Origin of the sequence: Streptomyces virginiae (assembly GCF_000720455.1) — a bacterium.
Lineage (GTDB): Bacteria > Actinomycetota > Actinomycetes > Streptomycetales > Streptomycetaceae > Streptomyces > Streptomyces virginiae.
In genome coordinates this window covers 1-863 of sequence record NZ_JOAK01000089.1, presented here as the reverse complement: position 1 = coordinate 863, position 863 = coordinate 1, and the positions used below count along the sequence as shown (strand labels likewise).

The 863-nt window shown below is 66.2% G+C and carries 1 protein-coding gene; it reads right to left on the bottom strand.

Annotation, left to right across the window (positions count from 1 at the left end):
* On the bottom strand, positions 1 to 863 hold an 863-nt coding region (locus tag IG86_RS0138070; protein ID WP_030903166.1), incomplete at both ends, for a phosphomannomutase.

The window sequence follows — 863 nt, the reverse complement described above, 5'->3', positions numbered from 1 at the left end:
CGGACACGGGCCAGGGTGTCCGCGTCACGGGCCTCGACGTTCAGACGCAGCAGCGGCTCGGTGTTCGACGCACGCACGTTGAACCACCAGTCCTCACCCGTCACGGTCAGACCGTCCAGCTCGTCCAGCGACACACCCTCACGGCCACCGAAGGCCTCCTTCACCGCCGCCAGACGCCCCGCCTGATCCGCCACCGTCGAGTTGATCTCCCCCGAACCCGCATAACGGTCATAGGAAGCCACCAGCTCCGACAACGGACCGTCCTGACCACCCAGCGCCGCCAGCACGTGCAACGCCGCCAGCATCCCCGTGTCCGCGTTCCAGAAATCCTTGAAGTAGTAGTGCGCCGAGTGCTCACCACCGAAGATCGCACCCGTCCTCGCCATCTCCTCCTTGATGAAGGAATGACCCACCCGCGTGCGGACCGGGGTGCCACCGTTCTCCCGCACCACCTCCGGCACCGACCAGGAGGTGATCAGATTGTGGATGACCGTGCCCGACCCGCCGTTGCGCGCCAGCTCACGCGAAGCCACCAGAGCCGTGATCGCCGACGGCGACACCCCGACACCCCGCTCGTCCACGATGAAACAACGGTCCGCGTCCCCGTCGAAGGCGATACCCAGATCCGCACCCTCCGCCAGCACCCGCGCCTGAAGATCCACGATGTTCTTCGGATCCAGCGGATTGGCCTCGTGATGGGGGAAGGTCCCGTCCAGCTCGAAGTACATCTGCGTCACCTCCAGCGGCAGACCCTCGAACACCGTCGGAACGGTGTGACCGCCCATGCCGTTGCCCGCGTCCACGACCACCTTCAGCGGACGGACCGACGCCAGATCCACCAAAGACCGCAGGTGCTCCGCATA